The organism is Micromonospora sp. WMMD980, from assembly GCF_029626035.1.
In the GTDB taxonomy this organism is placed as follows: domain Bacteria; phylum Actinomycetota; class Actinomycetes; order Mycobacteriales; family Micromonosporaceae; genus Micromonospora.
Genome location: NZ_JARUBE010000003.1, coordinates 3,334,676 through 3,361,539 on the forward strand (window position 1 = coordinate 3,334,676; position 26,864 = coordinate 3,361,539).

The 26,864-nt window shown below is 72.5% G+C and carries 28 protein-coding genes and 8 pseudogenes; 15 read left to right on the forward strand and 21 right to left on the reverse strand.

Translation table 11 applies throughout. From position 1 onward, the window contains the following. Positions 1 to 89: 89 nt before the first annotated feature. Positions 90 to 632, reverse strand: a complete 543-nt coding sequence (locus tag O7618_RS15515) for a DinB family protein (RefSeq protein ID WP_278106807.1) — start codon at positions 630 to 632, stop codon at positions 90 to 92. A 150-nt stretch (positions 633 to 782) separates the two neighbouring features. On the opposite strand from O7618_RS15515, the gene O7618_RS15520 reads away from it, so the two are divergent. Next, positions 783 to 1,208, forward strand: a complete 426-nt coding sequence (locus O7618_RS15520) for a hypothetical protein (RefSeq protein WP_278106808.1) — start codon at positions 783 to 785, stop codon at positions 1,206 to 1,208. 16 nt (positions 1,209 to 1,224) lie between these two features. Here the strand turns inward: O7618_RS15520 and O7618_RS15525 are convergent, their stop codons facing one another. Further along, entirely contained in the window at positions 1,225 to 1,968 is a 744-nt protein-coding gene (locus tag O7618_RS15525) for a hypothetical protein (RefSeq protein ID WP_278106809.1), read from the reverse strand. 74 nt (positions 1,969 to 2,042) lie between these two features. On the opposite strand from O7618_RS15525, the gene O7618_RS15530 reads away from it, so the two are divergent. The 3 genes from O7618_RS15530 to O7618_RS15540 are packed head-to-tail and all read left to right on the forward strand — an operon-like array spanning position 2,043 to position 3,167. Continuing rightward, positions 2,043 to 2,366, forward strand: a complete 324-nt coding sequence (locus O7618_RS15530) for a metalloregulator ArsR/SmtB family transcription factor (protein ID WP_278106810.1) — start codon at positions 2,043 to 2,045, stop codon at positions 2,364 to 2,366. Further along, entirely contained in the window at positions 2,363 to 2,833 is a 471-nt protein-coding gene (locus tag O7618_RS15535; protein WP_278106811.1) for an SRPBCC domain-containing protein, read from the forward strand. The genes O7618_RS15530 and O7618_RS15535 overlap by 4 nt, the downstream gene beginning before the upstream one ends. Continuing rightward, positions 2,811 to 3,167 carry a nuclear transport factor 2 family protein gene (locus O7618_RS15540; RefSeq protein ID WP_278106812.1) on the forward strand — a complete coding sequence of 119 codons (357 nt, stop codon included), beginning with the start codon at positions 2,811 to 2,813 and terminating at the stop codon, positions 3,165 to 3,167. The genes O7618_RS15535 and O7618_RS15540 overlap by 23 nt, the downstream gene beginning before the upstream one ends. 12 nt (positions 3,168 to 3,179) lie before the next feature. Here O7618_RS15540 and O7618_RS15545 read toward each other — a convergent pair whose 3' ends face one another. The 6 genes and pseudogenes from O7618_RS15545 to O7618_RS15570 all read right to left on the reverse strand — a co-directional run. Beyond that, positions 3,180 to 3,578 (reverse strand): hypothetical protein, encoded by a 399-nt coding sequence (locus O7618_RS15545; RefSeq protein WP_278106813.1) that lies wholly within the window; start codon positions 3,576 to 3,578, stop codon positions 3,180 to 3,182. After that, on the reverse strand, positions 3,575 to 4,093 hold the full coding sequence (locus O7618_RS15550) for a phosphoribosyltransferase family protein (protein WP_278106814.1): 519 nt from the start codon (positions 4,091 to 4,093) through the stop codon (positions 3,575 to 3,577). Before O7618_RS15550 ends, O7618_RS15545 begins: the two co-directional genes overlap by 4 nt. Before the next feature lie 70 nt (positions 4,094 to 4,163). Next, positions 4,164 to 5,066 (reverse strand): sulfotransferase domain-containing protein, encoded by a 903-nt coding sequence (locus tag O7618_RS15555; protein ID WP_278106815.1) that lies wholly within the window; start codon positions 5,064 to 5,066, stop codon positions 4,164 to 4,166. A 310-nt stretch (positions 5,067 to 5,376) separates the two neighbouring features. Beyond that, a pseudogene (locus O7618_RS15560) lies at positions 5,377 to 5,637 on the reverse strand (hypothetical protein); the annotation flags it as partial. A gap of 26 nt (positions 5,638 to 5,663) precedes the next feature. After that, on the reverse strand, positions 5,664 to 6,443 hold the full coding sequence (locus O7618_RS15565; protein ID WP_278106861.1) for a transposase family protein: 780 nt from the start codon (positions 6,441 to 6,443) through the stop codon (positions 5,664 to 5,666). 60 nt (positions 6,444 to 6,503) lie between these two features. Next, positions 6,504 to 6,956, reverse strand: a pseudogene (locus O7618_RS15570) (TetR family transcriptional regulator); the annotation flags it as partial. Between the two features lie 9 nt (positions 6,957 to 6,965). Between O7618_RS15570 and O7618_RS15575 the strand changes: the two are divergent. The 3 genes and pseudogenes from O7618_RS15575 to O7618_RS15585 form a co-directional block, all read left to right on the forward strand. Further along, positions 6,966 to 7,151, forward strand: a pseudogene (locus O7618_RS15575) (NAD(P)-dependent alcohol dehydrogenase); the annotation flags it as partial. A 114-nt stretch (positions 7,152 to 7,265) separates the two neighbouring features. Then, positions 7,266 to 7,832, forward strand: coding sequence for a phosphatase PAP2 family protein (locus O7618_RS15580; RefSeq protein ID WP_278110025.1), 567 nt, complete (start codon positions 7,266 to 7,268; stop codon positions 7,830 to 7,832). Between the two features lie 9 nt (positions 7,833 to 7,841). After that, positions 7,842 to 8,585, forward strand: a complete 744-nt coding sequence (locus O7618_RS15585; RefSeq protein WP_278106816.1) for a class I SAM-dependent methyltransferase — start codon at positions 7,842 to 7,844, stop codon at positions 8,583 to 8,585. Between the two features lie 17 nt (positions 8,586 to 8,602). On the opposite strand, the gene O7618_RS15590 is transcribed toward O7618_RS15585, so the two are convergent. The 3 genes from O7618_RS15590 to O7618_RS15600 are packed head-to-tail and all read right to left on the reverse strand — an operon-like array spanning position 8,603 to position 11,505. Further along, complete coding sequence (locus O7618_RS15590) at positions 8,603 to 9,721, reverse strand: hypothetical protein (RefSeq protein WP_278106817.1); 1,119 nt, start codon at positions 9,719 to 9,721, stop codon at positions 8,603 to 8,605. Then, positions 9,607 to 10,743: a transporter substrate-binding domain-containing protein gene (locus O7618_RS15595; RefSeq protein ID WP_278106818.1), complete on the reverse strand. Its 1,137-nt coding sequence runs from the start codon at positions 10,741 to 10,743 to the stop codon at positions 9,607 to 9,609. The genes O7618_RS15590 and O7618_RS15595 overlap by 115 nt, the downstream gene beginning before the upstream one ends. A 12-nt stretch (positions 10,744 to 10,755) precedes the next feature. Beyond that, a complete protein-coding gene (locus tag O7618_RS15600; protein ID WP_278106820.1) occupies positions 10,756 to 11,505 on the reverse strand; it encodes an HAD family hydrolase in 750 nt (249 codons plus the stop codon). Positions 11,506 to 11,581: 76 nt separating this feature from the next. On the opposite strand from O7618_RS15600, the gene O7618_RS15605 reads away from it, so the two are divergent. Next, positions 11,582 to 11,956, forward strand: a complete 375-nt coding sequence (locus tag O7618_RS15605) for a metalloregulator ArsR/SmtB family transcription factor (RefSeq protein WP_278106822.1) — start codon at positions 11,582 to 11,584, stop codon at positions 11,954 to 11,956. Positions 11,957 to 12,709: 753 nt separating this feature from the next. Then, positions 12,710 to 13,087 (forward strand): annotated as a pseudogene (locus O7618_RS15610) (ricin-type beta-trefoil lectin domain protein); the annotation flags it as partial. A gap of 119 nt (positions 13,088 to 13,206) precedes the next feature. On the opposite strand, the pseudogene O7618_RS15615 reads toward O7618_RS15610, so the two are convergent. The 4 genes and pseudogenes from O7618_RS15615 to O7618_RS15630 all read right to left on the reverse strand — a co-directional run bounded on the left by O7618_RS15615 (position 13,207) and on the right by O7618_RS15630 (position 15,908). Further along, positions 13,207 to 13,947: pseudogene (locus O7618_RS15615) on the reverse strand (FadR/GntR family transcriptional regulator). A gap of 47 nt (positions 13,948 to 13,994) precedes the next feature. Beyond that, positions 13,995 to 14,861, reverse strand: coding sequence for an oxidoreductase (locus O7618_RS15620; RefSeq protein ID WP_278106823.1), 867 nt, complete (start codon positions 14,859 to 14,861; stop codon positions 13,995 to 13,997). Between the two features lie 103 nt (positions 14,862 to 14,964). After that, positions 14,965 to 15,462, reverse strand: a complete 498-nt coding sequence (locus tag O7618_RS15625; RefSeq protein WP_278106824.1) for a YcxB family protein — start codon at positions 15,460 to 15,462, stop codon at positions 14,965 to 14,967. A gap of 41 nt (positions 15,463 to 15,503) precedes the next feature. Beyond that, positions 15,504 to 15,908, reverse strand: a complete 405-nt coding sequence (locus O7618_RS15630; RefSeq protein WP_278106825.1) for a helix-turn-helix domain-containing protein — start codon at positions 15,906 to 15,908, stop codon at positions 15,504 to 15,506. A 75-nt stretch (positions 15,909 to 15,983) separates the two neighbouring features. On the opposite strand from O7618_RS15630, the gene O7618_RS15635 reads away from it, so the two are divergent. From O7618_RS15635 to O7618_RS32255, 5 genes and pseudogenes are all read left to right on the forward strand, one after another. After that, positions 15,984 to 16,790, forward strand: coding sequence for an SDR family NAD(P)-dependent oxidoreductase (locus tag O7618_RS15635; RefSeq protein ID WP_278106826.1), 807 nt, complete (start codon positions 15,984 to 15,986; stop codon positions 16,788 to 16,790). Between the two features lie 157 nt (positions 16,791 to 16,947). Beyond that, positions 16,948 to 17,856: pseudogene (locus tag O7618_RS15640) on the forward strand (cellulose binding domain-containing protein); the annotation flags it as partial. Positions 17,857 to 17,961: 105 nt separating this feature from the next. Beyond that, positions 17,962 to 18,381, forward strand: coding sequence for a PPOX class F420-dependent oxidoreductase (locus O7618_RS15645; protein WP_278106828.1), 420 nt, complete (start codon positions 17,962 to 17,964; stop codon positions 18,379 to 18,381). 135 nt (positions 18,382 to 18,516) lie between these two features. Next, positions 18,517 to 20,296 (forward strand): annotated as a pseudogene (locus tag O7618_RS15650) (hypothetical protein). A gap of 15 nt (positions 20,297 to 20,311) precedes the next feature. Continuing rightward, positions 20,312 to 21,232, forward strand: a pseudogene (locus tag O7618_RS32255) (glycosyltransferase family 2 protein); the annotation flags it as partial. A 130-nt stretch (positions 21,233 to 21,362) separates the two neighbouring features. Here the strand turns inward: O7618_RS32255 and O7618_RS15665 are convergent. The 4 genes from O7618_RS15665 to O7618_RS15680 all read right to left on the reverse strand — a co-directional run bounded on the left by O7618_RS15665 (position 21,363) and on the right by O7618_RS15680 (position 24,563). After that, on the reverse strand, positions 21,363 to 22,970 hold the full coding sequence (locus O7618_RS15665; RefSeq protein ID WP_278106830.1) for a cellulase family glycosylhydrolase: 1,608 nt from the start codon (positions 22,968 to 22,970) through the stop codon (positions 21,363 to 21,365). Positions 22,971 to 23,187: 217 nt separating this feature from the next. Then, positions 23,188 to 23,658 (reverse strand): SRPBCC family protein, encoded by a 471-nt coding sequence (locus tag O7618_RS15670; protein WP_278106832.1) that lies wholly within the window; start codon positions 23,656 to 23,658, stop codon positions 23,188 to 23,190. A 97-nt stretch (positions 23,659 to 23,755) separates the two neighbouring features. Beyond that, positions 23,756 to 24,121, reverse strand: a complete 366-nt coding sequence (locus O7618_RS15675) for a DUF3618 domain-containing protein (protein WP_278106833.1) — start codon at positions 24,119 to 24,121, stop codon at positions 23,756 to 23,758. Beyond that, positions 24,114 to 24,563, reverse strand: a complete 450-nt coding sequence (locus O7618_RS15680) for a phage holin family protein (RefSeq protein ID WP_278106834.1) — start codon at positions 24,561 to 24,563, stop codon at positions 24,114 to 24,116. Before O7618_RS15680 ends, O7618_RS15675 begins: the two co-directional genes overlap by 8 nt. Positions 24,564 to 24,819: 256 nt before the next feature. Here O7618_RS15680 and O7618_RS15685 point away from each other — a divergent pair, with 256 nt between their 5' ends. Beyond that, positions 24,820 to 25,485 (forward strand): hypothetical protein, encoded by a 666-nt coding sequence (locus tag O7618_RS15685; protein ID WP_278106835.1) that lies wholly within the window; start codon positions 24,820 to 24,822, stop codon positions 25,483 to 25,485. A gap of 89 nt (positions 25,486 to 25,574) precedes the next feature. On the opposite strand, the gene O7618_RS15690 is transcribed toward O7618_RS15685, so the two are convergent. Continuing rightward, positions 25,575 to 26,111: a DUF6745 domain-containing protein gene (locus tag O7618_RS15690; protein WP_278106836.1), complete on the reverse strand. Its 537-nt coding sequence runs from the start codon at positions 26,109 to 26,111 to the stop codon at positions 25,575 to 25,577. A 60-nt stretch (positions 26,112 to 26,171) separates the two neighbouring features. Further along, positions 26,172 to 26,861 (reverse strand): glycosyltransferase, encoded by a 690-nt coding sequence (locus tag O7618_RS15695; protein ID WP_278106837.1) that lies wholly within the window; start codon positions 26,859 to 26,861, stop codon positions 26,172 to 26,174. Between the last annotated feature and the right edge of the window lie 3 nt (positions 26,862 to 26,864).

Genomic DNA, 26,864 nt, shown 5'->3' on the forward strand with positions numbered 1-26,864 from the left:
CGCGGTGCTCCTTCAGGTCAGGTGATGTCGACGGGAAGACCGCCGCAGCATGCCAAACTCATCGGCCCGCGAACGGGTTGTCCGCCGCCTCAGAACGTGAAGTCCGACGGCGCGCCCTCGCCGACCCGCCCGTCCACCGCCTCGCGCAGCAGGTCGGCGTGCCCGGTGTGGCGCGCGTACTCCTCGATCATGTCGAGGAGCATCGCGCGGACCGTGGGTGTGCGACCGTCCGGCCAGGTGAAGGACGCCGGGCCGGACAGGCCGCGCTCCTCGATCACGGCCGCCACCAGCGTGCGGGAGCGCTCGACAGCGGCCCGCCACAACGCGTCCGCCTCGCCCGGGGCGTCCGTCGCGCCGGTCCGCCACTCCCAGTCCGGCTCGGCGTCGAAGTCGACGCCGTCCCACGGGGCGCCGTAGTCCTCGCCGGCCAGCTTCACGGCCAGCCAGTCCGTCTCGACCAGGGCCATGTGCTTGACCAGACCGCCGAGCGTCATCGAGGAGGCGGCGACGGTCGCGCCGAGGCCCTTCTCGTCGAGCCCGGACGTCTTCCAGGCGAAGGTGCGCCGGTTGCGCTCCAGGACCGCGAGCAGGGACTCCGCCTCGGTGGGAGCGAGGTTCGCTTCTTGACCCATCGCCGGAGCATGGGTCACCCCGACCTGCCCGGCTGTCCCGACGCGACGCGACCTGGTCAGGATTCGAGAAGCGGTCGGCCCAGGTGGGGACATAGCGTTCCTCCTGAGCGGGCGGCACCGGCCGACCGCCGACGACGAGGGGGAACCGGGATGAGCGAGGGCTTCAGCGCCGAGGAACGCGCCGCGATGAAGGAGCGCGCCGCCGAGCTGCGCAACGAGGGGAAGAAGGGGGCGAAGAAGGCCGACGACCTGCAGGCGGTCCTCGACCGGATCGCGCAGATGGCGCCGGACGACCGGGAGCTGGCCGAGCGCGTGCACGTCACGATCACCGCCAACGCGCCCGAGCTGTCGCCGAAGACGTGGTACGGCATGCCCGCCTACGCGAACGCCGCCGGCAAGATCGTCGTCTTCTTCCAGGACTCGGGGAAGTTCAACTACCGCTACTCGACGGTGGGTTTCCAGGACGCGGCCAATCTCGACGACGGCGACATGTGGGCGGCTTCGTTCGCCCTGCTGAGGTGGAGCCCCGAGGTGGAGAAGAAGCTCGCGGAGCTGGTCCGGGCGGCGGTCTCCTGAGGACCGGGGCGTCGCCTCACCGCTGCCAGGAGTCGAGGCCCCGGACGGCGGCCCGGGCGAAGTCGTCGGCGAAGTCGGGGTTGTTGCTGGTGCCCTCCCAGCCCTGGTCGTGCACGACGGTGACCGCGTCGGCGACCTTGACCACCGTGATCTGGCTGGTGGCCGTGCCCCCGACGGGGGTGCCGTCGAGCCCGGTCGCCGGCCGGGTCAGGGTTACCAGCAGGGCGTCGTCGCCCGTGCCGGCCAGCGGCTGCGACCGGACGGTGACGGTGTTGCCCGACTCGTCGAAGGAGCGGCAGGGCTGGAGCGCCGCGCGGACGCGACGCAGGTAGTCGGCGGCGCCGGTGCCGGCGAAGGCGAAGACGGTCTGGTGCAGGGTGCCGTAGGGGACGTTCTCCGGCGGGTCCTTCGGCGTCTTGTAGATGCTCATCATGGCGGCGGCCGCGGTGGACCGCCCGCCGGTGGCGAACTCCTCGGCGCACAGTTTCGGCAGGGCGTCGGCGACCTGCATCGGCTGCGGGGCGCTCTTGCGCAGCTCGGCGGGCAGGTCGACGAAGGCGGACTTCGGGATGGTCACGGGCCCGCCGGTCGACGGTGCGGCCGACGGTGTGCCGGCGCTCGTCGACGTCGACGCCGGTGCCGTGGTGGCGCCCTGCCCCTGGTCGGTGCCGCCGCCGTCGGTGCACGCGGCGGCCAGCAGCGCGGTGACGAGCAACGGCAGGGCGAGCACCCGCCGGTGGCGTCGATGCGGTCCGTTCACGTCGATCTCCGTCCGATGGTCCGAACCTGCAAACCAGTGCTTGTGCAAACCAATACTTTCATAAAGCTGACGCCATGCCTGATCTCGACCTCGCCTTCGCGGCGCTCGGCGACCCGGTCCGCCGGGCACTGGTGACCCGCCTCGCCCACGGTGACGCCACCGTCGGCGAGCTGGCCGAGCCCTTCGACCTCACCCCACAGGCGATCTCCCATCACGTCGGCGTCCTGCGGCGCTGCGGGCTGGTGGAGCAGCGGCGTGCGGGCACCCGGCGACCCTGCCGGCTCCGGGCCGACCAGCTCGCACTGATCGGCGCCTGGATCGACGAGCAGCGGCGGGCCTGGCACGACCGGCTCGACGCGCTCGAGGAGCACCTTACCGACGAGGAGGGCGTGCGGTGAGCGCCCGCGCCGAGCTGCACGGCGACGAACTGGTCGCCCGACGCCATCTGGACGCCGCGCCCGCGCGGGTCTGGACCGCCTTCACCACCCCGGCGCGCATCGCCGCGTTCTGGGGCGGCTCGCACGCCACGGTGCCGCCCGGGTCGGTCACCGTCGACCTGCGCGCCGGCGGCGAGTTCGCGCTCGACACCCGCGCGCCGGACGGCGCGACCCGTCGGCTGCGCTTCGTCTACGTCCGCGTCGACCCACCACGCGAACTCGTGTTCGACGAACCGGTCACCGGCCTGCGCACCATCGTGACCCTGCGCCCTGCCGACGGCGGCACCGACCTCACCGTGCACCAGTGCCGGCTGCCGCCGGAACTGCGCAGCACCCGGGCGACCGACGGGCTCGCCTCGATCCTCGACGCCCTGGCCGACCATCTCGACCACGAAGGAGACAGCCATGCCCCGAACGACCCAGCGTGACCTGGTCGGCGAATACTTCGCCGGCTTCCGGGCCGGCGACCACCCGCGCATCCTGGCGACCCTGACCGACGACGTCGAGTGGGTCATCCACGGCCACCGGACCACCCGGGGCCGCGCCGAGTTCGACGGCGAGATCGAGAACCCGGCCTTCGCCGGCAGCCCGCAGCTCGACGTGCAGCGGGTGCACGAGGACGGCCCGGTGGTGGTGGTCACCGGCGAGGGCCGTGGGGTCAGCGTCGCGCACGGGCCGTTCCGCTTCGCCTTCAACGACCTGTTCACGTTCCGCGACGGGCTCATCGCCCGCGTCGACTCCTACGTCGTGCCGTTGCCGTGACCCGGCCGGCGATCAGTGGCAGGCGACGAGCACCTCGACCGCGAGGCAGCAGGACGCGGTGAGCGCCAGCAGCACGGCGGCCGCCGCCCGCAGCGTGATCTCCACCGGTTGCCGGTGACGCCAGGCCACCGGCAGGGCCTGCTCCACCACGACCGCGGCCGGCCAGCCGAGAAGCAGCAGCACGAACACGAGGTCCAGGCGTTCGTCGCCGAAGGAACTCGCGTTTCCGTTCCCTCCGTGGTTGGGACAGTCCCGACTGTCGACGATCGGGCGCAGGATCAGCAGCGCCACCGCGATGACGACCGCCCCGCCACCCAGCGCCCGGAATCCGCCGAACCGGGCCGGCCTCCCGGCGGGTGGAACGTCACCGGCCTCTCCGCGGCCCGGTGGCACCCGTGGTGTGCCACTCACCGCGCGAAATCGTCGCGGACGAGGAGCGGACGCAGCGTGACCCCCTCCACGGCCAACGCCTCGGCCCCGCCCTCCTGGCGATCGATCACGCATACCGCGTCGTCGATCCGGGCACCGAGGTTCCGCAGCTCCCGCGTCGACAGCACCACCTGCCCGCCGGAGGTCACCACGTCCTCGACCACGAGCACCTGCCGTCCGGCCACGTCCGCGCCCTCCGCCAGACGCGCCGTACCGTACCGCTTCGCGGCCTTGCGAACGAACGCGCAGGGCAGGCCGGTGTGGCGGCCAAGTGCCGTCACGATCGCGATGCCACCCATCTCCAGGCCGGCCAACACCTCGGTTCCGGCGGGAACCAGGCCGGCCATCTGCGCCGCGACGGCATCCAACAGCAGCGGATCGGCCTCGAACTGATACTTGTCGAAGTACTCGTCGGCGGTGCGGCCGGACCGGAGGAGGAACGTCCCGGTGAGCCGGGATCTTTCCTCGATCTGACGTACGAGATCGTCACGCGTCACGTCGGGATCCTGGCACGCGAGGTGTCGTCTCCGTGTAAGCCCCATGTGTGATCTTGTGTACGCGGGCGCCCTACCGCGTGGCGGGTTCCTGGCCGTCGCGCGTCCCGACGGCCTCGTCGCGGGCCGGATAGCCCAGCACCTCGGCCAGGTCGCCGGCCGCCCGGGTGTAGGCGGCGTAGATGTCGTCGTCGAAGTGGTTGCGCCAGTCGCCGGCCGCGCCCTTGCGGTAGTGCGAGACCCGGCCCGGCACCTCCTTGCCCTTCTTCATGTTGGTGAAGCTGTACCGGGCGAGCAGGGCCGCCAGCTCGGCCGGCGGCAACGTGATCCCGCAGTGCCGCAGCAGCCGGTCGACCTCCTCGGCCTGCCGCTCGCCGGTCAGATCCTCGTAGCGGAACAACCGGAACGTCTCCGCTGGCGGGGCCGTCGCCCACGACCGCATCTGCCCGAACTGCTTCTTGTCGCGGAGGCGCTCGATGACGTGGAGCATGCCCTCCTTCTTCGGCTTCTCCTGGAGCACCTTGCGCGCCTGCGGGATGTCCCCCATCGGGGCGTGCGAGTTCCGCAACGAGAAGTAGCTCGACACCACCACGTCCCGCGGGTCGCGGATCACGAAGAACGCGCGGTACGTACCGGCCTTCGGGACGGACTCGAAGCGCCTGTGGGACAGGAAGATCGCCAGGCCGGTGCGGCCCGCCGGGACGGGCGCGGTCACCCCGCCGGAGTAGAAGCGCGGGTCGTAGGGCAGTAGGCCGGAGTGCCGGTAGACGGCCGGGTCGCTGAACAGCGCCTTGATCCACTGGCTGCCCGTCTTGCGGACGGTGCAGTGGAAGACGTTGTCGAATTCGCTGCGGGTGACCACCGGGACGGTGAGCCGCATCCGGGCGTTGCGTGCTTCCATCTGCGCCCGCCGGCCCGCGACCCGGAACGAATTCGGCGAGTGGTGCTTGGCGAATTCGACTGCGCGATCAATCATCGTGGAAGCCCTAACCGCACCCTGTCGAACAGGGGCAACGCCGACAGTTTCGCGCACGTCGCGCAGCAGAGATCCGCAGACTCCGCCTGCTCCGCCCACGCCCCGTCGCGCGCTAGGAATATCCCCGACCATCCAGTTGATGTCAACGCCGCAGACCTGAGAATTCGCTGAAAATTCGCTATTTCTATAGGAATTTCGAGTAATGCGCGACCAGGTCGTCCTCGGCTCCGCTCTCGCGGCCCACTTCCCGAAGGACGCGAGACTGGCCAGGACGTGCGACTGGCCTCTTCCGCTCGGTCGGGAGTGCGGGTCAGCGCGCCGACGTCCAGCCCTGCCGGTGCAGCCGTTCGATGCCGTCCAGCAACAGGTCCAGGGCGAACTCGAACTCGAACTGGTCGTCACAGCCCGGACCCACCACCGACCCGTCGTCGTGCGACGCCGCCCTGGCGATTTCGGCGAGGTGCGGGAAGCGGGCGGCGGCCTCCGGCGGGAAACTCGCCGCCGGCGCGGGCTCGGTCGCGCCGGAGCAGCCCGCCCGGCGGGCGTCAGGGACGTCTCGTAACTGGGTGAAGGCGTTGCCGGGGGCCGGCCCCCTGGTCAGCCGGTGAGGATGATGTTGTGGAGGTTGGCGATGCCGGAAGCGGCGTCGGCCAATGTGTGGGCGGCACGGCGGTAGTCGCGCAGGATCTTGAAGCACTTCATCCTGGCCAGGGCGTGTTCGACCCCTGCTCGGACGGTCCGGTGTTCGACGTTGAGGGCTTCCTTCCAGTCCGGCAGCGTGCTGCCGTCGGACGGCTTGCGGTACGGCATGATCACCTCCGGGTTGCCCCGGTAGCCGCCGTCGGCCATCACCGGCCGCCCGTCCAGCTTCTCGGCTATGCCCGAGGTGCGGTAGACGATGGTGTCGTTGCGGTTGCCTGGCTGCGGTTCACCCACGGCGATGACCAGGCGGGTGCTGGCGTCGATAGCGACCTGCAGGTTCGTCGAGTACCGGTAGTTCTTGCTCCGGGCCGCCAGCCGGTGATCACGGGTCGGGACCAGCGTGCCGTCGACGATCGCGATCTGCTCCACCGGCCGCTTGCGGACCGGCGCCAGCGCCAGCAGCGGGGCGAGGGTGTCGATGACCCGGTGCGCCGCGGAGTGCGACACCCCGAACAACGGGCCGATCTGCCGCATCGTCAAATTCGTGCGCCAGTACGCGGCCACCAGCAGCACCCGATCAGCGAGGTCAAGAGCCCACTGCCGGCCCGGCCGGCCGTCAGCGATGCCGTCACCGCCACGTTCGGCGACCAGCCGGACCAGCTTGCGAAACTGGTCGGGCTGCAGCCCGGTGAACGGAAAGATCCACTCCGGGCGGGCTGCCGAGATCACCTGCACCCCGGCATCCTGCCCTACCGTCCTCAACAGACAGACGCCAGGGTTACGAGACATCCCTTCGTCGAACAACTCCTGGCTGAAGCCGAGGATCCGGCTGCCCATCGCGTGCATGACGTGGTGCGCCAGGTCGGTGGAGAACCCGCCGGACCGGAGCACCCCGACCATCGAGTCGAGGTAGGCGAGGACCCCCGGCGTGGCGGTGTTCCGCGACTCGATCGCCAGCGCGGCCCACGGGTGGCGGCCCAGCATCCGCCGCGCGGCGAGGATGCGCAGCCGGACCGTCCGCTTCCAGTCGACTCCGGGCACCGGCGGGTCGATCTCGCCGACGACCACGTCGATCATGCCGTCGAGCAGTTCGTCCTTGTTGGCCACGTGCTTGTAGAGGGCCATCGGCACGACGCCCAGGTCCTGGGCGAGGTTGCGCATGCTGAGCGACTCGATCCCCGAGCCGTCGGCGAGCGCGACGGCGGCGCGCAGGACCCGGTCCCTGCTCAGGGGCGTCCGACGCAGCACCTCTGCTCGTCGCGCCCCCGGGCGCGCATCCGCGGCCGCGACGTCGCCGGCCGGGTCGAGGCGGTCGGCGCGGACGTCCGACAGGTGCGACCGGGCGACGCCGTCTTCGCCGACCTCGGCGACGCCAACGGCGCGTTCGCCGAGTACGCGTGCGTACCCGAGACGCTTGTCGCGCCCCGGCCGGCGAACCTGACCCGCGTCCGGGGCCCTTCGGGATCGATCCTCCGGCGGCCCTCGGGACTTCGCGATTCGCCGGATCGGCGGCCGGCCCGCGTGCGAGCGTGGAACCGCGGGACCGAGGAGGGACGCGTGAACTACCACCTGTTCCAGATGATCAACGCGGGTGCGGGGAGGGTCGACGCCGTCGACGACGTCCTCGAGTGGGCGGCGATCTGGCTGATCTACGTGCTGGCGGCGCTGGCGGTGGTGCCGGTGCTGCGCCGGGGCCGGTCCGCCGCCGGCCCCGCCCTGCGGGTGGTCGCCTCGCTCGGGACCGCGTTCCTGCTGGGGCGGGTCGCCGCCGCGCTCAGCACGGAGGTACGCCCGTTCCAGACCCACCACGTGCACCAGTTGATCCCGCACACGGCCGGCCCGTCGCTGCCCAGCGACCACGCCACCGCGGCATTCACCCTGGCCTTCGCCGTCGGCGCCTTCCTGTCCCGACGCTGGGGGGTGGCGCTCACGGTCCTGGCGGCGATCATCGGATTCGCCCGGGTCTGGACCGGCGTGCACTATCCCGGCGACATCGCGGCCGGCGTTCTCGTCGCCGGCGTCGCCGTCACCGCCGTCGCGGTCACCGCGCGCCTGCTCGGGCCCCGGCGTCAGGCGCCGGTGGGCCGGGACGGCCGGGGCGACACCTTCGTGCCCTGGGGTTAACTGTGAGCCGTGGATCGCCAACGGCTCAGCAGCATCGCGCACTCGCACCATCCGATCGCCGCGCCGGTCTCCGGCGTGAACGTCAACCGGCTCCTGCGCCGCGCGGACCGGCGACCGGCGGCCCGCATCCTCGACCTCGGCTGCGGGCAGGCAGCCTGGGCGATGCAGGCCCTCGCCCACTACCCGGACGGGCACGCGGACGGCGTGGACACCAGCGGACCCGCCCTCGAACGCGCCGCCGCGGCGGCCGAGGCACGTGGGCTCGCCGACCGGCTCACCCTGCACGAGCGCGACGCCCGGGGGTACGTGCCGGACGGCGACTACGACCTGGTGCTGTGCGTCGGGTCGACCCACGTCTTCGACGGTGTCGCAGGCACGCTGAAGGCGGCCGGTCGACACGTGCACCCGGACGGCATCCTGATGCTCGGCGAGGGCTTCTGGCAGGCTCCGCCGACACCGGAGGCCCTGGCCGCGCTCGACGCCGATCCGGCGGATCACACCGACCTCGCCGGTCTGGTGGACGTCGTCGAACAGGCCGGCTGGACCCCGATCTACGCGCACGTCAGCGACACCGCCGAGTGGGACAACTACGAGTGGTCGTGGATCGGCTCGCTCACCGAGTGGGCGCTCGACAATCCCGGCCATCCGAATGCCGCCGAGGCGCTCGCGGTCGCCCGGGAGCATCGTGACCAGTGGCTCCGCGGTTACCGCAACCTGCTGGGCTTCGCGACCATGGTGCTGCGCCGCGCCTGACGTGCGCACCGGCGGCGCTACCGGGTGCCGCGGCCGGCCCGGTCCTCGAGTCGGAGGCGACCGGCGCAGCGGACGTCCGGGTCGGCGACCGGACGCCTGAGCATCATCCAGTCCAGGACGGTCTCCTCCACCGGCCACCCGTGCACCGCCACGACGCTGTAGGGCACCGGGCGCGCCTGTGGGCAGAGGACCTGCGACCGCACCCACTCGTTCGGCAGGAACCGCACGGCGGCGGACCGGTCCAGCATGACCGTGGCGGTGTCGGTGACCGTGATCAGCGCGCCGAGCACCACCTCCGGCGGGACCTCGTCGGCGCGCCCCGCGGTGTCCGAGTCCGGTGGGGCGACCACGACCGCGGTGGTGGGCAGCACCGGCGCGGCCAGGAAGACCGCGCCGGTCACCAACGGCAGCACCGCGGCAACCGCGTACGTCAGGCCGTGGGTCACCGCCCGGGCGCTCTCCGCCGGGATCGGGCCGGTGAGCAGGACGGTGGCGACCGGCGGCACCGCCAGGAGCACGGCGGTGGCCGGCTCACCCGACCGCAACGCCGTCCACGCCGCCGGCGCCAGCGCGGCGTACGCGAGGATCGCCGCGGCCACCGGCAGCGCCACGCCGACCAGCAGGATCCTGGTCGGCTGATCCGGGTACAGGTAGCGGGTGCGCAGCGCGAGCAGGCAGAGTGCCAGCATCAGCAGCGTGGGCAGGAAGCGGAGCTGCCAGGTGAGCGCGCCGAGCGCGACCGCCCCGGTGGCCACCCAGCCCGGGGTGCGCGCCGTCCAGGAGGCGAGCAGCGAACGCTCCGGGTCGAAGCGCTCGGGCGCGCTCAACCTCAGCAGCCGACCGAGCACCCCGAACGTCAGCACGACCAGGGGGAACGCCCAGACCAGCGCGATCAGCAGGGCGCTGAGCAGACCGAGCGGGCTGACGTACTGCACCAGCAGCAGCATGGTGGACATGTCCTGCCGGCTGAGCTGCCACAGCCGCAGCACCAGGAGCAGGACGGGAAACGCGGGGAGGAGGGTCAGCAGCCACTGCTGCGCCTGCCGCGCCGCGGGCGTCCGGCGGGGCCGAACGCTCCGACCGGGGCCGCCGGCGAGCCCGGGTACGCCGGGGCCGGTAACGCGATCCTCTCCCACGGCCACTGCCGCACCTCCACCTTCCGGGGATCGGGTTGCTGCTGGACCGCGACCGACTGCGGGAGGTTGTAGCGCTGCTGCCACCGGAAGTTGGCGGTGTACGCCTCCTCCCAGGCCGAGTTCCGCGGATCCCGCGCCGACGCGTAGAGCGCCATGTCGACCAGGTCCCGCAGGGCCTCCTTCGGGCCGGTGTTGACGCCCCAGCGCTCGGCTGCGGACTCGCCGATGTCCCAGTGCCGGAGCGGCTTCACGTTGCGCAGGGTGACCGGGAAGCGTCGACCGTCGTCGCTCGGCCGGTCGCCGGTGACGAAGCCGGCGAGGATCGCCGCGTCGCTGGTGACCGCGCTCACCTTCCCGTCGAACATCTCCTGGACGCAGTCGCTGATCCGGTTCCGGCCGATCGGCCGCGCGCCGGCCTGGCGCAGGCGTGGGATGGCGGTCGAGGTGGTCAGCGTGCACACGGTGCGGTCCGCCAGGTCCTCCAGGCTGCTCACCGGGCCGGGGTCGCCGCGCAGGGTGATCACCGACTGCTCCGTCTGGAGGTAGGCGGCGGAGAAGACCGCGCCCTCGTCCTCCTGCCGCTGCCGGGTGATGCTGTAGGAGGCGATCACCAGGTCGACGGTGACGAACCCGTCGCCGTCGCGGGCCTGGCGGCGAGCCCGGTCCTCGCTCTCCACCGGCAGGAACCGCACCTGGGACCGGTCGAAACCGAGGTAGCCGGCGATCATGTACGCGATGTCGACGTCGAAGCCCTTCCAGACGTCGTTCGGCAGCCGCTGGGAGACGCCCGGCTGGTCGTCCTTGACCCCGACGAGAAGCTGCGGCTTGCCCTTCAGGCCGGCCTGCTCCATCAGCTCGTCCCGGGTCGGCGGGCCGAGCCGCAGCACGATCGGGACCATCGCCGCCGCGAGGACGGCGAGCACGACCGCCAGCGCCACCAGCCGGAGCCGGCGGGCCCGGCCGCGCCGCGGTGGTGCGCTCGCCGCCGGTTCGGGGGTGCGCGGTTCGCCTGCCTCGTTCACCCTGGCCTCCCCTCACCCGACCGGTGCCGGCGGCTCCATTGTGGGGTCCCCGGCAAGGCCGGGACGACCTCCGCCGCGCGGTCGGACCGACCGCGGCTCCGCCGGCTCGCCGAGCAGGTCGGGGACCTCGCCCAGGCTGGTGATCATCCGTCCGCCCCAGCTCGGGTCGGTGTCGGCGTGCTCCGTGGTCCGGAGCACCGTCATCCCGACCGCTGCCGCGCCGGCCAGTTCCCCGTCCGCGCCGTCGCCCACGTAGACGCATGCGTCCGGCGCGACGCCCAGCCGCTGCGCGGCGGTGCGGTAGATCGCCGGGTCCGGCTTGGCCAGTCCGACCGTGCAGGAGAAGACCGTGACGTCGAAGCGGGGGGCGAGCGGGCCGTCCGGCCACGCCTCGGCGGTCTCCGAGGTGGCGTTGCTGATCAGGGCCAGCGGGTGGCCGTCCGCGCGCAACGCGTCGAGGACCGCCAGGGTGGAGGCCGCGACCCGGCCCAGCACCCGACGTGCCAGGGCGATTCGTCGGTCGGCGGCCCGGGCCACCTGCTCGGCGGTCGGCCTGCCGCCGAGGCGACCGGCGAGCACCCGGACGGTTTCCTCGGCGTCCCACCGGACCAGTCGGTCGCGCCAGGACGCGTGGTAGGCGGCGACGAGCGCAGCCGGTTCCACCCCGACGTCGAGTGCCATCTCGCCGACCACCCGGTCACGCTCGTCGTCGGCGCCGGGCACCAGAGTGTGGAAGAGGTCGAAGATCACCGGTCGGGACACGCGTCGCATCCTACCGAGATTCACCGCCGGTGATGGTTGGCGGTTTTGCCGTCCCATCGATGACGTCGGTGCGACTATGGAGGGCGTGGGAACTGCGAAGACTGCCGCCATGCCGTCCATCTCGCCGCTGACCGGCGAGCCGATCAAGCGTGCCGACGCCGAGCGCCTCGCCGGGGTGCTGAAGGCGTTCGCCGATCCGGCTCGGCTGCGGCTGATCAGCCTGATCCAGTCCGCCCCGCAGGGCGAGGCGTCGGTGAGTGACCTCACCGCTCCGCTCGGGCTGTCCCAGCCGACGGTGAGTCACCACCTGCGCATCCTCACCGAGGCCGGGCTGCTGGAGCGGGAGAAGCGCGGTGTCTGGGCCTACTACCGGGTGGTGCCGTCCGCGATCGCCGCGATCGCCGACCTGTTGACGCCGCCCCGCAAGCGGGCGACGAAGCGCGCCCGCTGAGCGCCCTCACTTCGGCCGGCGTGACCGCTGCCGGAGCAGGCGCGCGGCGACGCGCACACAGAGGACCAGCATCACCGCGACCGCCGGCAGGGACCAGCAGCGTCCCCCGGCCGTCGAGCAGGTTGCCGGCGCCGATCAGGACGAGCGCGCCGCCCTCCCAGAGCAGCTCGCGGGCGGTGAACGGCCCCCGGCCACGCTCCTGACGGCCCCGCCGCTCCGCCCGGATCAGCCGCGTCGACCGCAGCGCCAACAGCACGCCGAAGGCGATGCAGAACCAGGCGGACACCACGCTCACGGCGTCGGGCGCCGCACCTCCTCCGGGATTGCTCGGACCGGCCCGGGCCGAGGTTCACGCAAGTCCGCCCGATCCTCGACCGGCGCGTCGCCCCGCCAGATGTGTTCTATTTATTTACGTCGCTGTTTGCGCTAACATCAATGGCCGGTCGCCACCACCTCGGCACCCCGGCATCGTGACGCGTGCGGGCCTCGCGCCGGAACCGGGCGCCGGCGGTGGTTCCCCTGCGCGCGCCAGCGTCCCATCGACGGCCATCACCCGGAAGGCTCCGCGCCGGCACGGAAGGGCCCGGAGCCCTGCGCATCCGAGGAGCCGTCATGCCCATCCCCCGTCCCCGATCCGTCCGGTCCAGACCCGCGCGCCTGGCGTTCGCGGCCCTGGCCCTCGTCCTGACCGTCGGCGGCGCCGCCCTGGTCACCCAGGCCCGCACGGCCGTCGCCGCGCCCGGGCCGGGCTCCGTCGTGGGGGTGCAGTCCGGCCGCTGCGTCGACGTGCCCAACGGCAGCACCACCAACGGCACCCAGGTCCAGCTCTACGACTGCACCGCCGCCGCCGGGCAGACCTGGACCTGGACGTCGGCGCGACAGTTCACCGTGTACGGCGCCAAGTGCCTGGACGCCAACGGCCAGGGCACCAGCCCCGGCACCACGGTGATCATCTGGGACTGCAACGGCCAGAGCAACCAGCAGTGGACCGTCAACGCCAACGGCACCATCACCGGCCAGCAGTCCGGGCTCTGCCTCGACGCCAACGCCGCCGGCACCGCCAACGGCACCAAACTCATCCTCTGGACCTGCAACGGCCAGGCCAACCAGCGGTGGAGCCTGCGTGGATGAGCGGGCGACCCGCGACGGGGCAGGCGCGTCGGGACCGCCGGGAGCCCGCCACGCCGGCCGCTCCGGTCGGGCCGCACGTCCGGCCCGACCGGAGCCGGCCCGCGTCTCGTGCCCGAGCGCTAGCCCGGCGGCGCCTCGAGCCGGCGCCGTCGCCAGGAGGTGACGAGGTGGTCGCGCATGGCGCGTTCGGCGCCCGCCGCGTCCTGGCGGGCGATGGCGTCGACCACGAGCGCGTGCTCGTCGAGCGTCTACTCGACGGCGCTCTCGTACGTCAGCCCGTGGAACCGGCTGCTCTCCCTGGCCCGCCGGTAGAGGCGCTTGCAGATGTTCTCCGCCAGGCGGTTACGGGACAACTCCATGATCGTGAAGTGGAAGACCACGTCCGCCTGGCGGAAGGAGTCCGTCTCGCGCCGGATCTCGCGCATCGCCGCGAGCGCGTGCTCGACCCGGGTCAGCTCCTCCGGCGTGCGCCGGGTCGCCAGGGCGCCCGCCATGGCGGCCTCCAGGCTGCCCCGGACGACGGTCAGCTCGTCCAGCACACCCAGCGACGCGTCGTTGTCGATCAGCGCGGAGAGGACGACCGGGTCCAGCATGTTCCACGAGCCGACCCGGGCCACCTGGGTCCCGCACCCCTGCGAGACCACTACCAGCCCCTTCTCCTCGAGCCGCTTGACCGACTCGCGGACGACCGTGCGGCTCACCCCGAAGTGCTCGCTGAGCGGCCCCTCCGGGGGCAGCATCTGCCCCTCGCCGAGCTGACCGGTGACGATGAGTTCGACCAGCTCGCTCACCACCGCCACGCCCAGGCGCTCGGCCGGGCGGCGGGGCGGGAAGGCGAACCCGTCCACGCGCGCCGTCATGGCGACACCCTAGTAGTGCAGCGCCGCGCCGGCCGACCGCGACCGGATCACCCGCCGATCGCGCCCAGCTCGGCGAGCGCGTCGGCGGGCAGGTCCAGGGCCGCGCCGGCGACGTTCTCGCGCAGGTGCGCGACCGAGGACGTGCCGGGGATGAGCAGGATGTTCGGCGAGCGGCGCAGCAACCAGGCCAGCGCGACGGCCATCGGCGTGGTGTCCAGTCGCTTCGCGACCCCGTCCAGGATGCCGGACTGCAACGGCGAGAAGCCGCCCAGCGGGAAGTAGGGCACGAACGCGACGCCCTGCCGGGCGGTGGTGTCGACCAACGCGTCGTCGGCGCGGTTGGCCAGGTTGTAGAGGTTCTGCACGCACACCACCGGGGCGATCGACTGAGCCTCGGCGAGTTGGTCCGCGGTGACCGTGCTCAGCCCCAGGTGCCGGATCAGCCCCTGCTCGCGCAGCTCGGCGAGCGCGCCGAACGGCTCGGCGACCGAGCCCGGCTCGGGGGTGTCGAAGCCGCCGACGCGCAGGTTCACCACGTCGAGCGCCTCGACACCGAGGCGGCGCAGGTTGTCGTGCACCTGCTGGGTCAGCTCGGCCGGCGTGCGGGCGGGCGGCCACCCGCCCCGCTCGTCGCGGCGGTTGCCGACCTTGGTCACGATGTGCAGGTCGTCCGGGTAGGGCGCGAGCGCCGCACGGATGATCTCGTTGGTGACGTGCGGGCCGTAGAAATCCGCCGTGTCGATGTGCCGGATGCCCAGCTCGACCGCCGTCCGCAGCACCGCCACGGCGGCGTCGCGGTCCCGGGGCGGGCCGAACACACCCGGACCGGCCAGTTGCATGGCGCCGTAACCCATCCGGGTCAGGGTGAGGTCGCCGACCTGGTAGGCGCCTCCGGGAAGCTGCTCGCCGGTCATGGTTCCCTTCCGCACGCCGGAGTCTCCGGCGGGCACCCCTCACGGTGCCCGCCGGCGGCCGGCGCAACCAGGCCCCGTCGATCCCAGGATCGGCGGGGCCGGGTCACCGGGGCCGGAGCAGCCCGCGCCCGGCCATGAAGGCGCGCAACGTCTCGGCGTCCGCGTCGGACATCAGCCGGCGCGGGATCACGGTCGCCGGCATCCGGCCGACGTGGACGATCCAGAACTCCGGATCGTCAGTCACCCGGGTGACGCCGTCCCAGGCGATGCCGCCGGACTCCGAGCCGCTGCGCATCATGATGTTGTCGTCGGTGATGTCGTAGCCGCCCTCGACGGCGTAGTTACCGGAGCGTCGCCGGGCACGCCACCGCACCCACGGCGCGTAGAGCATGGACAGCAGGCCGCCCAGGAGCAGCGCGGTCCACAGCGACGCGAACCGGTCGCCGGACCCGAGCGCCCACGAGACGGCGAGACCGACGGCCCCGACGGCCGCCAGCGCGGCGCCGACGTATCCGAAGCGGCGCAGCCGGACCCGGCTGAGCGCGGCGGCCACGCGGCCGGGGTAGGTGGGATCGGCCGGGACGTCGAAACGGATGTGCACGCCCGAACGATAGCGCCGAGCGCGGGCGCGGCCGAGGTGCCTCAGCCGGCTCGCCGGCGCGCCGCGACGATGGCGGGGTGGTGGTCGAGCGCCCAGCCGGCCAGCACGGCGAGCGGCTCCAGCAGGCTGACGCCCAGGGGCGTCAGCCGGTACTCGACGCTCGGCGGCGACGTCGGGAGCACCTCCCGGTCGACCAGTCCGTCGCTCTCCAGCGTACGCAACGTCCGGGTGAGCATCCGCTGGCTGATGCCGTCGACCGCCCGGTGCAACTCGTTGAACCGGTACGGCCGCTGCCCGAGCAGGGTGACCAGCAGCAGCGTCCACTTGTCGCTGAGCCGTCGGAGCACATCGGTGACCGGGCAGCACTCGTACTCGCCGGCCGGCACCGGGTCCGGCAGCCGGTGGTCATCGAGTCGGGCACGCACACCGGTGTTCCCTGTGTCCATCAAAGTGCCTTCTTTCGCCGCCGCCGACGCCTGCCCAGGATGAGCACGGTCGGCAGAAACGGTAGTGGAGGCGGAATGGGACTCGTGGTGGTCAGCGGCGGCACCGGCGGCATAGGACGGGCGTTCGCCCTCGGACGCGCCGAACGTGGTGACCGGGTCCTGGTGCTCGGCCGGAACCACGCGCGCGGTGCGGCGCTGGCGAGCGATTCCATCGACTTCCTCCCCGTCGACCTGTCCAGCGTGGGCGAGACCCGGCAGGTCGTCGAGCGCATCCTCGCGGAGCACCCGGTCGTGGACGCGCTGACGCTGTTCGCCAACGCGGTGGCGCCGCGCCGGATCGTCACCGCCGAGGGTCTGGAGCAGACCTTCGCGCTCTACTACCTCAGCCGATACGTGCTCGGTCTCGGCCTGCGGCCGGCGCTCGACCGGGCGGCCGCGCCGGTGGTCGTGAACGTCGCGGGCGTCGGCGTCACCAGAGGCGGGGTGCGCTGGGCGGACCCGCAACTGGAGTCGGGGTATTCGGCGGTCACCGCGCAACTGCAGGCCGGGCGCGCCAACGACCTGCTCGGCGTGGGCTTCGCCAGGCGGTCGGGAAGCCGCGCGCGGTACGTCCTCTACCACCCCGGCTTCACCAGGAGCGGCGACCGTAGCCCGCTGCCGTTCGCCGTTCGCGGGCTGTTGGCGGCGGCGTCCCTCGTGGCCCGCCCCGTCACGGCGGCGGTGTCCCCGATCCACGGGTTCGTGGACGCGCCACCCGACGCGCCGCTGACCGCCGTGGACCGCGGCAGGCGACTTCCGCTCAGCTTCCCGACGCTCGACCCACGCGACGCGGATCGCCTGGCGGACCTCACGGAGCGGCTGCTCGCGCGCCACCACTGTTAACGCTCACCACCGGCAGCCCGGCCCGGCGTCGGATTTTTCCGGATGTCGAGCCGAGAGTTTCGGTGGCCCAACCTCCCTCCCTGCGCAGCTCAGGAGCGAGCAGTCCGCACCGGCTCACGGCCGGAGCGACCGACCGGGAGCACTTGTTCCGCAACACGGACGGTTGAACCTCTTCGACGACATCTCCCGGCAGGTCGAGAACGACCTCTGCGTCGACACCACCCAGCGCTTCGCGCTCGGCTGGAGCTACGGCGGGGCGATGAGCTACGCGGTGGCCTGCGCCCGGGCCAGCGTCATCCGCGCGGTCGCCGTGCTCTCCGGCGCCAACCTCAGCGGCTGCAACGGCGGCACCCAGCCCGTGCCCTACTTCGGGATCCACGGCACCCACGACAGCGTGCTGAACATCTCCATGGGCCGGTCGCTGCGCGACACGTTCGTCCGGAACAACGGCTGCACCGCGCAGACCCCGCGCGAACCGGCGCTGAACAGCTTCAGCCACATCACCACCACCTACTCCGGCTGCCGCGCCGGCTACCCGGTGCAGTGGGCCGCGTTCGACGGCGACCACACCCCCAGTCCGGTCGACGGCTCGGGCAGCCCGAACGACTCCCGGACCTGGACCTCGGGCGAGATCTGGCGGTTCTTCAGCCAGTTCGAGTCGACCACGCCGCCGACCACCACCCCGCCGACGAGCACGCCGCCCACCAGCACGCCGCCCACCTCGACCCCGCCCACCACCACGCCGCCGACCACTCCCCCGGCGACCGGCTGCGCGGCCGCCTACCGCACCGTCAACACCTGGCCGGGCGGCTTCCAGGGTGAGGTCACCGTCGCCAACAACACCACCGCCACCGTCAACGGCTGGACGGTCCGCCTGACGCTCGCCTCCGGGCAGGCCATCAGCAGCCTCTGGAGCGGCGTCAACACCGGCACCACCGGCACCGTCGCGGTGCAGAACGCCCCGTACAACGGCACGCTGGCCCCGAACGCGTCGACCACGTTCGGGTTCACCGCCACCGGCAACGGCGCCACCGCCCCCGGCAACGTCACCTGCACCGCCTCCTGAGCGCCCCGGGCCCGGAGCTGAACGGCTCCGGGCCCGCAGTTCCCCGGCGAGCGGCGGCACCGGTCCGTACAGTGCTCAGACAATGCCGTCGCGAGGAGGAGAGCTATGTCGAAGCCGCCGCTGCCCGAGCCGGCCGTCGCCATGCTGCGCAAGCCGAACCCCGCCGTCATCGCCACGCTGCGGCCCGACGGACAGCCGGTCTCCGCCGCCACCTGGTACCTGTGGGAGGACGGCCGGATCCTGGTCAACATGGACGAGGGTCGCCGCCGCCTCGACCACCTGCGCAACGACCCCCGGGTCACCCTCACCGCCCTGGACGAGCAGGGGTGGTACACGCACCTGAGCATCGTCGGACGCGTCGTCGAGCTGCGTGACGACACCGACCTCGCCGACATCGACCGGCTGTCCCGGCACTACACCGGACGGGCGTACCCGCGACGGGAACGCGCCCGGGTCAGCGCGCTGATCGAGATCGACCGCTGGCACGGCTGGGGCGCGCTCAAGGACAACAGCCAGGTCGGCTGACCCCCACCTTCGTCCAGCGAGATCAGGGCGCGCCGGTTCCGTCGGCCACCCGACCATCCCGTCTTGCGCGGACGTTCGATCCATACCTCGGGCAACTGATCGACAAGCCGATCCGTATCGGACACCATCTATCTCATGAATGTCCGGTCCGCCGGTGCCCGACCCCCCGCCGAGAGCGTGCGCCCCGATCAGATCGCCGACGAGCGCCCGCCCGTCGGACGGGGGCGACGGATCCCGCGCGAGTGGGTCCTCGCGATCCTCGGCAGCCTGCTGCTGGCGGTGGCGCTGACCTGGCCCACGCTGCGGCACCCGGCGACCACGATCCCCGGCGACCTCGGCGACCCGACGTTGCAGGCGTGGCAGGTCGCCTGGTCGGGGCACGCCCTGCTGAGCAACCCGTTGGGCCTCTGGGACTCGAACACGTTTTATCCCGAGAAGTACACCTACGCCTACAGCGACACCCTGCTCGGGTACGCGCCGATCGGGATGCTCGGCGCCGGCTTCGAGGCGGCCGTGGTCCGCTACAACGTGCTCTACGTGCTGCTGCACGCGCTGGCGTTCCTCGGGGCGTACGCGCTGGCCCGGCAGCTCGGGGCGAACCGGTGGGGTGGGGCGGTGGCCGGGGTCGCCTGGGCGTACGCGCCGTGGCGGCTGGCCCACGCCGGCCACCTGAACATCCTCTCCAGCGGCGGCATCGCGCTGTCGTTGGCGATGCTGGCCCGCGGGCACGGCTGGTCGCTGCGGCACGGCTACCGGCCGCAGCGGCGACGACCCGGCTGGGCGCTGGCCGGGTGGTTGACCGCCGCCTGGCAGGTGAGCCTCGGGTTCGGCATCGGGCTGCCGCTCGTCTACTTCCTGCTGGCCGCGGTGCTGGTGGCGGCCGGCTGCTACGGCTGGTCCTGGTGGCGCCGGCGGGAGCGACCGCCGTTCGGCCGGCGGTTGCTGCTCGCCGATCTGGCCGGCGGGGCCGCGTTCGGCGCGGTGACGGTGCTGCTCGGCCTGGTCTACCTGCGCGTGGTCGATCTCAACCCGCAGGCGCAGCGGACGCTCGACTGGACGAAGATGTTCTCCCCGCCGCTGATGGGCTTCCTCACCGCGCCGGCGGACTCGTGGCTGTGGGGCGAGCGGCACGCCGCGGCGCGCGAGCAGTTGAGCTGGCCGCCGGAGATGGCGCTGCTGCCGGGGATGACGCTGATCGGGTTGGCCGCGGCCGGGCTGTTCGTCTCGGCGTACCCGCTGCGGCGCCGGGTCGCGCTGGGGGTCGGCGTGCTCGGCACGGTGCTGCTGGGCCTGGGCGCCACGCTCGGCGGCGACGGCGATCCCGGCTACCTGACGCTGTCCAGGCTCCTGCCCGGCTGGGACGCGTTGCGCACGCCGGGTCGGCTGATGCACTGGACCAGCCTGCTGCTCGCGCTGCTGGCCGCCGGGCTGGTGACGGCGCTGGCCGAGTCGTCGGGTCGGGCCGCGGGCCGTCGCCGGGCCCGGGTCCTGATGTCCGCCGCCCTGCTGGTGCCGCTCGCCCTGGTCACCGTGGAGGGCGTCAACCGGACCCCGCACCCGACCGTGGCGCGACCGCCGGCCGCGCTGCGCGAGGCCCCGGATCCGATCCTGGTGCTGCCGGCCGGCGGCGTGGGCGACCTGACCTACATGCTGTGGACGACCGACGGGTTCCCCCGGGTGACCAACGGGCTGGGGCGGCTTCGAGCCGGCCAGCCAGGCGCGGACCCGGGCCGCGATCGGGTCCTTCCCCGATCCGGGCAGCGTGGCATACCTGCGCGGGATCGGCGTCCGGTCGGTGGTGGCCGTCCCGAGCCGTGCCGCGGGAACCCCCTGGGAGGGCATCGAGGCGCGGCCCGTCGACGGGCTGGGCATCACCCGGGAGGATCGCGATGGCACGCTGGTCTACCGCCTCTGACCTCGGTCGGGCGAGGTGACGGGGGTGCGGCTGTCCGTCGTGGTGCCCTGCTACAACGAGGAGGCGTCGGTGGAGCGGCTGCACGGCGACGTGCGCACCGCGCTCGCCGCGCTGCCCGACGTGGACGTCGAGGTGGTGTACGTCGACGACGGCAGCGACGACGGCACGCTGGCGGCGCTGCGTCGGCTCGCCGCCGCCGACGCCGACGTGTGCTACCTGTCGCTGAGCCGCAACTTCGGCAAGGAGGCGGCGATGCTCGCCGGCCTGCGCCGGGCGACCGGCGACGCGGTCGTCATCATGGACGCCGACCTGCAACACCCGCCCCGGCTGCTGCCGGAGATGGTGGCGCTCTACCGCCAGGGCTTCGACCAGGTGATCGCCCGGCGCGACCGGCGGGGCGACCGCTTCGTCCGGACGCTCGCCTCGCGGTCGTTCTACCGGGCCATCAACTGGTGGATCGACGTGCGCCTGCTGGACGGGGAGGGTGACTTCCGGCTGCTGTCGCGGCCCGCGGTGGACGCGATCCTGGCGATGCCGGAATACAACCGGTTCTCCAAGGGCCTGTTCTCCTGGATCGGCTTCCGCACCGCGGTGGTGGCGCACCGCAACGAGCTGCGCCAGTCGGGACGGAGCCGCTGGTCGATGGGGAAGCTGTTCAACTACGCGTTCGACGGCCTGCTGTCGTTCAACAACCGGCCGCTGCGGCTGGCGATCTACGGCGGCCTGTTCCTCACCCTCATCGCGGTGGCCTACATGGCCTGGGTGGTCGCCGACGCGGTCGAGAAGGGCATCGACGTCCCCGGGTACACCACGATCATCGTCAGCGTGATCGGGCTCGGCGGCATCCAGATGATGCTCCTGGGCGTGATCGGCGAATACATCGGCCGGATCTACTACGAGACCAAGCGCCGGCCGCACTATCTGGTGCGGGAGACCGAGCGCCTGGTCACCGACGTCGGCGACGAGGGCTGACCCCGGCGCGTCAGGGCTCGCGCCGGTGAGCGCGTGACCGGCGCGGGCCGGGCGTCCCGCGCGGGACGCCCGGCACCGTCGCCGCCGGGCCGGTTCAGCCGGCCGCGCAGGACAACGACGGCACGCGGTTGGCGCCGCCGGACGATCCCAGGAAGCCGAAGGTCGCGCTGCCGCCGGCACCGATCGCGCCGTTGTAGCTGACGTTGCGGGCGGTCACCGCCGATCCGCTGGCGGTCACCGTCGCGTTCCACGCCTGCGTCACCTGCTGCCCGTCGGCGAACGTCCAGGTCACCGTCCACCCGTTGATCGCCGAAGCGCCCGCGGTCACCTTCACCTCGGCCTGGAAGCCGCCCTGCCACTGGCCGGTCAGCGTGTAGGACGCCGAGCAGGCGCCTCCGCCCGACGGCGGCGGGGTGGTCGGCGGGGTGGTCGTGGGCGGGGTGGTCGTGGGCGGGGTGGTCGTGGGCGGCGGGGTGGTGGTCGGTGGCGTCGTCGGGGCGCCGCCGACGCCGCTCATGATGGCGTCGATGACGCCCTGCTGGGTGACCGTCGTGGAGCCGCGGTTGAACAGCCCGAACCCGTACGCCCCGTTGTAACCGTTGTCCCAGTAGGCGGTGGCCGCCCCGTACTTCCTGGCGGTGGACACCAGGGTGCGGGCGTAGTCCGCGCGGTACCTGTTGTTCGTCGGGTCCGCCGACGTCTTGTCGACGGATCCGTACTCACCGACGAACACCGGGTAGCCGCGCGCGACGAACGTGTCGCGCATCTTCTTGAGCTGCGCGTCCATGAAGTCCTGCTGGCCCCAGGTCGACTTCCGCGACGGCGTGGTGGCGGCCGGTCCCCACTGGGTGATGGTGCCGTTCTCCTCACCGGCGAAGTCCCAGGGGTCGTAGTAGTGCACGGAGATCATGAGCCGCTGCTCGTTCGCGGGGACGGTCGACGCCCGGTACTGGTCAGTCGGCAGCGCGAAACCGTAGTTGCCCACCGTGTAGTCGATGTTGGTGTTCCAGCCGGGGATGAGCAGCCAGCGCGAGGTGTTGTTCCCGCCGGACCTGCGTACCGTGTCCACGAAGATCTGGTTGTAGGCGTTGATGTTCGAATAGCACGGCTGGGTCGGGTTGCCCCACTGCCCGTCGAATTCCTCGTTCATGGACTCGAGGATCAGGCGCTCGCTGTAGCTCTGGAACCTGGTGGCGATCTGCTGCCACACCTTCTGATACTTGTCCCTGATGGCCGTCTGGTTCGACGAGTCGCAGATCAACCAGGAGCCGGTGATGGTCTTGTAGCCGTCGCCGTGCATATTGACCAGCACGTACAAGCCCCGGCTGTAGGCGTAGTCGACGATTTCCTGGATCCGGTTCAACCAGGCGGAGTTGATCGTGTAGTTGGGGGCCGCCCCGATGTTTCCCAGGTAGGAGACCGGGATGCGGATCGTTCTGAATCCCGCCGCCTTCACCCGGTCGATGAGCGCCGGCGTCACGACCGGGTTTCCCCAGGCCGTCTCGCTGGGGATGCCGTTGGCGTTGGCCTCCAACGCGTTCCCCAGGTTCCAGCCCGCGCCCATGTCCGCGACGAGCTGCGTGGCGTTCAACTGCCTGATGCCGTCGGCCGACGCGGAATTCGCCACCAGTGTCGCCGATCCGGCCAGCGCCAATATGCCGGCAAGGAAGGCGAACTGCACCTTCCGCAGGGTTGCTCTCACAGGATTCTCCCGTCCGGATCGACCATCACGCTCGGTTGTCGAATTTATTCGACGATGGTCGATTATGCTTTCGATAAGGATCAGAACAACGAAAGCATAGACGTCGATCCATAACGCAACAAGTACGGGATCCGGCATGCGGGATTCGACACCGATTCGACAGGCGTGGCCGAGGGGTCGTGGGCGGCCGAGCCGGCCCGTCCACGACCCCCAGCGGTCAGGACGCGGCGTCCGGGCGGTCGACGTCGCCGCGCCACGCTCCGGTCGCACTCCCCCGGTCCTCGACGAACGCCTTGAACCGCTTCGCGTCGGCCTTCACCTGCCGGCTGTCCACCCCCACGGCGCTGCCGGCCTTCTCCACCAGCCCCTCCGGCTCCCAGTCGAGCTGGATGGTCACCCGGGTCTCGTCGTCGGAGAGCCGGTGGAACGTGACCACGCCGGCGTGCTTCGCCTCACCACCCGTGCTCTTCCACGCCACCCGCTCGTCCGGGTGCTGCTCGGTGATCTCCGCGTCGAACTCCCGGGTGACCCCGGCCACCTTGGTCACCCAGCGGGTGTGCGTCGCGTCGATCTGCGTGATCGACTCGACACCGTCCATGAACTGCGGGAACGACTCGAACTGCGTCCACTGGTCGTAGGCGGTGCGGATCGGTACCTGAACGTCGACGGACTCCGTCACGGTGCTCACTGGGCCTCCTCAAGCGACTTGTCGTGAGGTCGTGGTGCCCCGGTGCGGTCGGTTCAACCCTCCGATCGCGTCACACGCGCGCACGGCGATCGGCCGGTCACGCCCGCCGTCGTCGCGCCAGGACGACGAGCACCACGGCCAGCACGGCGGCCGCGCCGATCGCGGCGAGCGGCAGCGGGCGGCGCGCCCTCGCCGGCAGGTCGTGCTCGCGCAGGGACGACTCGATCGACTCCGACGTCGACGCGAGCCGGCCGGTGACCGAGCCGGCGACCTCCCCGGCGCGCGCCACTGCGGCGTTCACCGTCGCCCTGGCCTGCGCGCCGGCTTCCTCGGCGGCGACCTTCGCGCGCGCCTTGACGTCCGTCTTGGCCGCGAGCGCCTCGACGGTGTCGCCGAGTGCGGCGCGGGTCTGCGCGATCTCCGCCCGCAACCGCTGCGGGTCCGACGGCGTGCTCTCACTCATGGCTTCTCCCCTCCCGGAACGCGGTCTTCACCGCGTCCACGTCCGCGGTCACGCCGGACACCGCCTCCTGCGGCGCCAGCGGTGTCGTCGCGCGCAACTGCCGTCGGCCGAGCAGGGCCAGCACCCCGGCGGAGACGAGCACGACGACCATGACGGTCAGCACGGCCAACCACAGCGGCCAGGCCAGGTCCAGCACCACCACCGCCAGGACCACGAGCAGGGCGAGCCCGTACAGGCCGAGGACGGCAGCCCCGCCGAACAGACCCCCGCCGAGGCCGGCGTGCCGGCCCTTGGCGATCAGCTCCGCCCTGGCCAGCGCCAGTTCGTCGCGTACGAGCGTCGACAACTGCTCGGTGGCGCGGCTGATCAGGTCCGACGTCGACAGGTTCGCGGCCGGGACGGCGCGATCCTCGTCGACCCGGGCCGACGGATCCGGTGCCATCGCATCCCCTCTCGTCGTGTGCACGCCTGATGCCCGGGTTGGCGGGCACACAAACGAATCCCTCCGCGCGGAGCCGGGATCGGCTCCAGCGCGACGCCTGCCCGCGGCCGGGTGGCAGGTGTGGGTCAACTCGGCGGGTGGCCGGCCGGCCCGGCGGGCTGATGCCGCGCCACCCGTCGCCCGGCGGGACGCGGCAGGCGTCGGGCGGGCGGGACGGGGTGGCGGAACCGGCGCGGGATGTGGGATACAAGTATCCATGACGGTCAGTGCGGAGCAGGCCGAGAGCTGGCGCAGGCAGGCGGTCGAGGACCGGGACGCGCGGGCGGCGTTCGCGCTCGGCGCGCTGCACCTGGGCCAGACCGGCGCCGGCGGCGAGGCACGGCACTGGTTCGAGTACGCGACGACGCTCGATCCGAGCGCCGACCTGTTGTGGCGGATCACCCAGGAGCACGTCGACACGCTCGCGCTGGAGCCGATCCGCGGATGGATGCGCAGGGCGATCACCACCGAGTGGGTGGGGTGCGAGTTCACGGTCGACCCCGGTGTCTTCGGCGTCTACGACTACCACGGCACCGGCGACGTCACCGGTCAGTCCTTCGAGGTGCAGGTGTCCGTGGAGCCCCCCGGGGCCGCCCGCGCCGCGTTGGAGGCGGCCGCGCTCCGGTTTCCGCTGGTCAACGAGAACGGCGACGAGACCGGGGAGTACGACGACGGGCTCTACACCCCGAACTACGTCTCCGATGTCCGCGACGACGAGGCCGGGCCCCGGCTGGGGATGGACTGCAAGGACGGCGTCATACCGCTGATGGCCCGGACGGACATCCGGATCGTCGTCGAGGAGCTCCGCCGGGCCGGCGCCACGAGCGGCCGCGTCTTCTCCTCCTCGAACGAACTGCTGAACTGGTATCCCGCCGACAGGTGACGCCGCGATCGGGACGGGACCGAACACGGAGCACCCGAGCGCGACGGCCGGTCGGGGCCGGATTCCCCGACCCAGACCGTCGCCTCACCTCACCCGCTCAGGCGTGGTTGCCAGCCGTCGCGGTAGCGCACGCCCCGCGGTCGCAGCCGGACCCGGTCGTGCGCGGTCCCGGTGACCGGTTCGACGTGGATCTCCCGGGGCCGCTCCACCACGACGCAGACATCCTCGCCGGGCCACCACCAGCCGCAGGAACGGGCCAGGTCGACCCAGATGCCCAGGTGGTCGGCGTCGTCCGGCCGGTAACCGGCGAGGCCGAGCCGGCGTAGCACGTCGTAGTAGGCGATCCAGGACGCGTCCTGCTGGCCGTACCAGCAGACCGGGAGCGGGCCGTCGCCGGCCAGCGCCGCCCGCACCGGCAGGTAGAAGCCGTTCGCGAGGCTCCGGTGCAGCGCCGTGCGTACCCCCTGGCGCAGCACGACGGCGAGCGGCACGCCGGCGTCGAGGGCGTGCGACGGCGCCAGTTCGGGCCACGGCTGCCGGGTTCTGCCCGCGCGTACGGGTGACAGCTCGGGATCGGGGTGGGCGACGCCCGCGCTTAGCGCGCCGCGCAGCCGGGAGACGACCATGGCGAGGTCACTCGCCGGCGGCGGTGTCCCGGCCGGCCGGGACACCGGAGGCGCGCGGCCTCAGGCGCGGCCGCCGACGACCGGAGGACTGTCGTCGAGGGCGTCGAGATAGCCGGCGAAGCCGTGCGGGGCCCGCGCACGTCGGCGGGCGCTGGTCCGCACCGGGCAGGCGGCGTCGGCGACCACCCGCAGGGCCCGCCGGCGGGCCCGCTCGACGAGGTCGTGGTCCTCACCGTGGCGCAGGTCGGCGAAGCCGCCCAGCCGTTCGTAGGCGGTGGCGGCGCAGCCCAGGTTCGCGCCGTGCACGTGCCGGTGGCCGGCGTCGGTCACGTCCTGTCGATAGCGGATCTCGAACCGGGTGCGGACCTGCTCGGAGCGGTGCGCCCAGTCGTGGACGCGCACGGTGCCGAGCAGCAGGTCGGCGCCGGCGCGGGCGTGGCGCAGGTGCCATCCGGCCCAGCGGCGGGGCACGCGGGTGTCCGCGTCGGTGGTGGCGAGCCACAGGTCCCGCGGGCCGTGGCGCAGCGCGTACGCCATGCCGGCGGCGCGCGCCCGGCCGACGTTGCGGGCCCGTACCGTCACCACCGTGGCGCCGAGTCGGCGGGCGACGGTGGCCGTCTCGTCGGCGCAGTCGTCGGCCACGACGATCACCTCCGATCGCACCGCCAGGTGACGGAGCGCGCCGCGGACCGAGGCAAGGCAGCCGGGCAGCGACGCCTGCTCGTCGTGGGCGGGCACCACGACCGCCACCCG

What these genes read in the sequence shown, in the direction of transcription:
- O7618_RS15515 (WP_278106807.1), bottom strand. Translation starts at nt 632, where the DNA reads ATGGGTCAAGAAGCGAACCTCGCTCCCACCGAGGCGGAGTCCCTGCTC.
- O7618_RS15520 (WP_278106808.1), top strand. Translation starts at nt 783, where the DNA reads ATGAGCGAGGGCTTCAGCGCCGAGGAACGCGCCGCGATGAAGGAGCGC.
- O7618_RS15530 (WP_278106810.1), top strand. Translation starts at nt 2,043, where the DNA reads ATGCCTGATCTCGACCTCGCCTTCGCGGCGCTCGGCGACCCGGTCCGC.
- O7618_RS15540 (WP_278106812.1), top strand. Translation starts at nt 2,811, where the DNA reads ATGCCCCGAACGACCCAGCGTGACCTGGTCGGCGAATACTTCGCCGGC.
- O7618_RS15555 (WP_278106815.1), bottom strand. Translation starts at nt 5,066, where the DNA reads ATGATTGATCGCGCAGTCGAATTCGCCAAGCACCACTCGCCGAATTCG.
- O7618_RS15605 (WP_278106822.1), top strand. Translation starts at nt 11,582, where the DNA reads ATGGAGGGCGTGGGAACTGCGAAGACTGCCGCCATGCCGTCCATCTCG.
- O7618_RS15620 (WP_278106823.1), bottom strand. Translation starts at nt 14,861, where the DNA reads ATGACCGGCGAGCAGCTTCCCGGAGGCGCCTACCAGGTCGGCGACCTC.
- O7618_RS15630 (WP_278106825.1), bottom strand. Translation starts at nt 15,908, where the DNA reads ATGGACACAGGGAACACCGGTGTGCGTGCCCGACTCGATGACCACCGG.
- O7618_RS15635 (WP_278106826.1), top strand. Translation starts at nt 15,984, where the DNA reads ATGGGACTCGTGGTGGTCAGCGGCGGCACCGGCGGCATAGGACGGGCG.
- O7618_RS15645 (WP_278106828.1), top strand. Translation starts at nt 17,962, where the DNA reads ATGTCGAAGCCGCCGCTGCCCGAGCCGGCCGTCGCCATGCTGCGCAAG.
- O7618_RS15675 (WP_278106833.1), bottom strand. Translation starts at nt 24,121, where the DNA reads ATGAGTGAGAGCACGCCGTCGGACCCGCAGCGGTTGCGGGCGGAGATC.
- O7618_RS15680 (WP_278106834.1), bottom strand. Translation starts at nt 24,563, where the DNA reads ATGGCACCGGATCCGTCGGCCCGGGTCGACGAGGATCGCGCCGTCCCG.
- O7618_RS15685 (WP_278106835.1), top strand. Translation starts at nt 24,820, where the DNA reads ATGACGGTCAGTGCGGAGCAGGCCGAGAGCTGGCGCAGGCAGGCGGTC.
- O7618_RS15690 (WP_278106836.1), bottom strand. Translation starts at nt 26,111, where the DNA reads ATGGTCGTCTCCCGGCTGCGCGGCGCGCTAAGCGCGGGCGTCGCCCAC.